The sequence below is a fragment of the Halalkalibacter lacteus genome (genome assembly GCF_036663595.1).
Classification (GTDB): domain Bacteria; phylum Bacillota; class Bacilli; order Bacillales; family Bacillaceae_D; genus Halalkalibacter; species Halalkalibacter lacteus.
The window spans coordinates 21,028-27,121 of the sequence record NZ_JAWRVL010000041.1 but is presented as its reverse complement, the minus strand read 5'-3'; the positions used below and the strand labels follow the sequence as shown (position 1 = coordinate 27,121).

The 6,094-nt window shown below is 38.4% G+C and carries 5 protein-coding genes; 2 read left to right on the top strand and 3 right to left on the bottom strand.

Annotation, left to right across the window (positions count from 1 at the left end; genetic code table 11):
- Window positions 1–145 precede the first annotated feature (145 nt).
- Window positions 146–775 (bottom strand): LysE family translocator, encoded by a 630-nt coding sequence (locus tag SAZ04_RS19700; protein WP_332698599.1) that lies wholly within the window; start codon window positions 773–775, stop codon window positions 146–148.
- Between the two features lie 220 nt (window positions 776–995).
- On the opposite strand from SAZ04_RS19700, the gene SAZ04_RS19695 reads away from it, so the two are divergent.
- Window positions 996–2,570, top strand: a complete 1,575-nt coding sequence (locus SAZ04_RS19695) for a tryptophan halogenase family protein (protein ID WP_332698596.1) — start codon at window positions 996–998, stop codon at window positions 2,568–2,570.
- A 24-nt stretch (window positions 2,571–2,594) separates the two neighbouring features.
- A complete protein-coding gene (locus SAZ04_RS19690; protein WP_332698593.1) occupies window positions 2,595–2,759 on the top strand; it encodes an anti-TRAP protein in 165 nt (54 codons plus the stop codon).
- 1,425 nt (window positions 2,760–4,184) lie between these two features.
- Here the strand turns inward: SAZ04_RS19690 and SAZ04_RS19685 are convergent.
- On the bottom strand, window positions 4,185–5,360 hold the full coding sequence (locus tag SAZ04_RS19685) for a sulfite reductase subunit alpha (RefSeq protein ID WP_332698590.1): 1,176 nt from the start codon (window positions 5,358–5,360) through the stop codon (window positions 4,185–4,187).
- Window positions 5,361–5,760: 400 nt separating this feature from the next.
- Entirely contained in the window at window positions 5,761–6,066 is a 306-nt protein-coding gene (locus SAZ04_RS19680; protein ID WP_332698587.1) for a HesB/IscA family protein, read from the bottom strand.
- Window positions 6,067–6,094 lie beyond the last annotated feature (28 nt).

The following is a 6,094-nucleotide window of genomic DNA, read 5'->3' as shown; positions in this document are numbered from 1 at the left end:
TGTCATGCATGTTTTTATTATAACATCTTTAATCTAGTATTATTACTTAAGAAATGTTGACTTATATTAGCTGGTATTCTGGAGTAATTTGTTAACTATGATTAGTAAACACAATTGAAGTTCAATAAACTATATTAACCTTTAATTATTTCTCACTAAATGCAATCTGTACACCAATAAAGGCAAGCAACAAACCTTTTATAACGTTCATTCTTTTTGCTATAAATAGATTATTTAGTAATAGGTCGCGTACCTTATCAGAAAATACACTGATTCCAATAAAAATAACTAAAGCCTGGCACATAGCGATTATCCCTAAAATGAACATTTGGAGATGTACATACCCCAATGATTTATCAACAAACTGGGGTAATAATGCCAAAAAGAATAACGAAACTTTAGGATTTAAGATGTTCATGAAAATCCCCTTTTTGTACAATGATTTATACTTTAAGGTTTTCTGACTATTTTTGCTGACCATGAATTCAGATTCCCTTTCTCTGAATGACTGCCAAGCTAAGAATAACAGGTAAACCGCGCCAGCATATTTGACTACTGCAAAAGCTAATGCTGATTGATAAATGATTGCTGAAATCCCAAGTGTAGCGGCAGTAATATGTACAGTTAATCCTGAACAAAGTCCTAGTCCGGTTACTATTCCTGCTTTTTTATTTTGTGAAATACTTTGGGCAATAACAAACAGAATATCTGGACCTGGCATTAAAGTAAGAACTATTGCCACTCCTAAAAAAGATAAAACTAATGTTAAATCCACTGAAAGCCCCTCCCTTAAACAAAAATATTTACCCCATTATAAAACATTTTTTATATTAAGAAAGCAAGAACTAAGATAATTGGTAAAATTTATTGGAATTGGGATATTTGTAGTATTTATTTTATATTAAATGTTTGTTACTGTAAATATAATCCATTTAATATAAAAAAGGTATTAAAAGTTAGTATTTGGGATGTTCATTAAATTTGGAGGTGTTTTTTTGGAAAAAGCTATTCGTGATGTTCTTATAGTTGGTGGAGGTTCCGCAGGGTGGATGACCGCTTCCTACATATCTAAGGTTTTTGGTAGTCAACTTAACATAACTCTTATTGAGGCTGATACTATTCCAAAACTTGGTGTTGGTGAGGCGACCATACCCAATCTACAGAAGGCGTTCTTTGACTTCTTAGGTATACCCGAAGAGGAGTGGATGCGTCACTGCAACGCGTCATTCAAATGCGGCATAAAATTCATTAACTGGAATAAGAATCCTGATGCTACAGGTAACAATTACTTTTACCACCTTTTTGGACAGGTTCCTAATGTCGATAATATTCCACTTACGCATTATTGGATGCATCGTCAGCGAAAAGAAGACGACACCGAGCCGATGCAGTACGCCTGCTATAGCGCTGCACCGTTGCTAGATGAAAAACTTTCACCGTATATGTTGGATGGTACCCAAGCTATGAGCCACGCGTGGCATTTCGATGCCCATTTGGTGGCGGATTATCTCCGCGAACTTTCGGTTGGTTGGGGAGTTAATCATGTTGTAGACGAGGTTGAGCATGTGGAGCTAAAGTCGGATGGAAACATCGCCGCGCTCACCACATGCAAAGGTGGTCGCTATGAGGCTGATCTATTCATAGATTGTTCCGGTTTCCGTGGGCTACTTATCAATCAGGCGTTGAAGGAGCCATTTATTGATATGAGCAATCAGCTCTTGTGTGACAGTGCGGTAGCTGCAAACATTCCACATGATGACGAGCGTAACGGGATAGAGCCCTACACCTCGGCAATTGCCATGAAGCATGGTTGGGCTTGGAAGATTCCTATGCTCGGCCGTTTCGGTTCAGGTTATGTTTTCTCCAGCAAGTTTGTCTCGCGCGATGAGGCGACTGAAGAGTTCATCGGACTGTGGGATCTTGATCCGAATGAGGTAAAGTTGAATCAAATCAAATTTCGAACCGGACGTAATCGCCGTTCCTGGGTGAAGAACTGCGTGTCTATTGGCACATCATCATGTTTTCTTGAGCCTCTTGAATCTACGGGTCTATATTTTACTTATGCGGCAATCTATCAATTAGTTAAGCATTTTCCAGACAAGGATTTCAATCCTACCCTGATTGCACGCTTCAACGAAGAGATTGAGGAGATGTTTGATGATTGCCGGGACTTTATCCAAACGCACTACTTTACTACCTCACGTGATGACACGCCATTCTGGCGCGCTAATAAACATGATTTACAATTATCGGATTCACTCAAGCATAAGTTGGAGACCTACAAAGCTGGACTCGTTGTCAATATGCCTCCAACTACCGATGAATCCTCCTATTACGGTAATTTCGAGTCCGAGTTTCGTAATTTCTGGACCAATAGTAATTATTACAACATGTTTGCCGGCATGGGCTGGCTACCGGATAACCCATTACCTAAACTGCAATATCGTCCCGAGGCGATTGAGGAAGCGAAGGAGATGTTCGCTGCACTGAAGAAAGAAACTATCGAACTAAAGACAAAACTACCTTCAACCTACGAGTACTTAAAGAATCTACATGGTATAGAAGTGTAAAAGGATATCGTGGAGGATTGATATATGGTTATAACAACAGACGATTTAGAATTAGTCTGTCCTAATTGTGAAGGAACTCGACGAGAAAACGGATTACCGTGTAAAAAAAGTACTGAGAAGGGAGTTATTATTTTAACTTCTCAAGGAAACACTCTGCTTCATTTTATAAAAAAGTATACGAGTGAATAAAGAAATCCGGCTATTGTTTCAACTGGTGGCATTGAAAAATGTATAGCTAAGAACAATTTTATTTTTCAGACTCTATAAAATGGCGGAAAAAGTGTGTACTTAAATTGACTTGAAAAACTTACTTGTTCAAATTAGCCGGGTTTAAAGGAGTAGTACCATCGAAGCTGTCACCACCTACAAATGAGTGAGGAAATTCGTGAATTAGATAATCTTTTTATTTGAGCTGTGTGGAAATATTAAAAGCCCTTCTCTAATGTGTGAGATAGGGCTTCATTTTAACATGTCCCGAAAGAAGTCTCCCTCTTCAATCGTGTGAAGGGCGAAGCCCAACGATAAGGGGGAGATGAATTTCGGTTGGGCGGTAGCTCAAAATTTAGTATTATCATAAAATATAGCTATGATGTTCTTTGATAACTGGATATATGAGGTTGCATGGAGAAATAAAAATGTGAAAACCAAGCTGATCCTTCCATGCGTAAAATATCCAAGGTACGAAAGAACTCCGATTCTTCGGACATCTAGGGTAGGAACTACCCGAAGTAACGCTCATGGAGAAGAAAGGTTGCTTTCTTCATGGAAGTGAGAAGCTCCCACCTCAAGCGTAGCTAAGTGGTGAGTAGTTCACTAATTGAGCCTTTTGCGATTATCTAAGCCCTTGTTTAACAATTACTCAGAAAATACAAAAAAGGACTTCACCCCAATTCGTAGAAGTACAAAGTGACCAAATTATGCTTCTATGAAAGGTCTACTTTGTATATTCTACAACAATCTTTTTTTCCTTCGAGACTTTTACCCCTTATTCAATTAAATGGCCCGTTCGTGGAACAAGAAAAAATCCTAATACAGGATTTTTAATCAAACTTTTTTATAAACGTCGCGATTTTATTTTAACGGTTTTTGACAAGAAGTCTCCCTTTTCAAGCGAGTAAAGGGCGTAGCCCAACGGTAAGGGGGAGATGAATTGTCAACATTTATTAGAACGCAAGTTCGTAGACAAATGTTATAATAGACTTATGACGTTCTTTGACAAGTAGATATATAAGGTTGCACACACGAATTAGAGCGAAAACCAAGCCCCTTGTGTGCGTAAAATATCTAAGGTATTAAGGTACATGCGTCCATTAGGGATGGAATTGCCCGAATCTACGCCTGTGGAGACTGCGTAAGACTTAGTTTTCTAAGCAATGGTCGTGGAAGCAGGAAGCCCCCACTTCGCATCTTTTTTATAAACATCGTGACTTTATTTCAAATCTACAACCAGAACCCTATTTCTCCGTTTATGCGAAAAAGGGCGATTTGCATCCAAATCAGCTTATCTTGTAAAATAATAGTAAGGAAAAGAAAGACAATCAAAAAAGTAACCCTCCATACCAACCGGAACAAAGGGTTAAAACAATATAACTGTATACTTAAAACGCTTTGATTTTAATACACATCACGTTGATAACGCCCTTGCTTCTGCATATCTTTAAGATACGCTTCAGCTGCATCGCGGGCCATCGCGCCTTCTTTTTCAATAACAGTAATAAGCGCTTCGTTGACGCCTTTCGCCATATGTTCCTTATCCCCACAAACGTAGAAATAAGCTCCTTTTTCAATCCATTCAAACAATTCTTTGCTATGTTCGAGCATTTTATGTTGCACATAAATTTTTTGAGACGTATCACGGGAGAAGGTAGTATCAAGTCTTGTCAATACCCCATCTTGTTGATATTTTTCCAACTCACTTTGATAAAGGAAATCTGACGCTGCATGCTGGTCTCCAAAAAATAGCCATGACCGGCCAGTAGCTTTATTCACTGCTCGTTCCTGGATAAAAGAACGGAATGGTGCAATGCCTGTCCCAGGCCCAACCATAATAATATCTTTATCTTGAGACTCTGGCAAATAGAAGTGTTTATTTGCTTGAACAAAGACTGGAAGCGTATCTCCTTCTTGAACACGTTCTGCACATAAAACAGAACAAACGCCTTTTCGATCGCGTCCGTGCGCCGTGTAGCGTACAGCACCGATGGTTAGATGAACTTCATCTGGATTAGCAGTAATACTGCTTGCAATAGAATAGAGACGCGGCGTCATTTTTCTTAATAATGAGACGATTTCTTGAGCAGAAGCCTTCCATGAACCAAAATCACGTAACATATCAAGCAAATCACGCCCATAACAATATTCCTTTAGTTGATTTACATTTTCAACCAGCACAAGCTTTTGCAGCTCTTCGTTTTCTGTAAATACAACTGCCTGTTGTAAAATCTTCTTCGTCAGCAGTGAAATTTCAAAGTAGCTTGTTAACGCTTCCTTCAGTGGCAGTGTCTCACCTTGCTTACTAACGGTTACAACAGCTTCTTCATCCCATTCCATTTCATTAATAATAGAAGCCACAAGCTCTGGATCATTTGATGGGATAACGCCAAGTGCATCACCTGGGACATAAGAAAGGCTTGACCCTTGTAATGATAACTCAATATGCCTTGTTTCCTTGCTAGAGCCAGCTCCATTTAAATTAATATTTTTTAAAATCTTTGCTTGAAATGGATTGGTCCTTGAAAATGGGAGTTTCTCACTTTTGGCATTTTTAGTATCTTCTAAATTAAGTTTCATAGCTCTTAACCTCCAAAGGTAGTATATATTGCTTGTATAACAAAAAAAAAAAATGGATCATCCTAACTCTCTAAAACGAATAACTATGTAGCATTTCATAGAGAAACTTAAATAATATAACAAGTGCAAAAACAAGCAGCATAATGTGACCGGATTTGACTATACGATTTCTTATATCGCGAACAAAAATCCATATCCAAAAAATAGCCAACATACCCCAAATGAAATTGGATACGAGCTCCGTTCCTATCAATGTCCTCATCCTTCTCAATCTTCGTTTATATTATATTGTCTACCACATAGAGCATACTGAATTACTTGTCTTTCTTCTGCTTAGATATCTATGATATTTGTGTTTCTACCTATACTTCTTTACTGTATTTAAGCTTTTCCTTTTAATTTAATCGTCCCATTGTGCACATGAACTTGAAGTTAAGGTTTCTCCAATAAGAAAGCCACGTTCATCTGTATAATCAATTTGGACCTCTTCATCTAAATAACCTTGCGTAAAACGATCCATTCGAATCTGGATCCCCTCGTACTCAATAAGCGTATCGTTTCGTCGTGGTTCATCAAAAACTAGCGTAAACTTAACAGTCATCCCGCATCCCCCAGCTATATCAGCGTCAATTCGGGGAGATTGTTCGTCCTTGAACACCATTTCTTTTAGCTTGTTCAACGCCGCCTCTGTTAACGTAATAACCATAGGATCCTCCCCTTCTCTCACTAGTGTC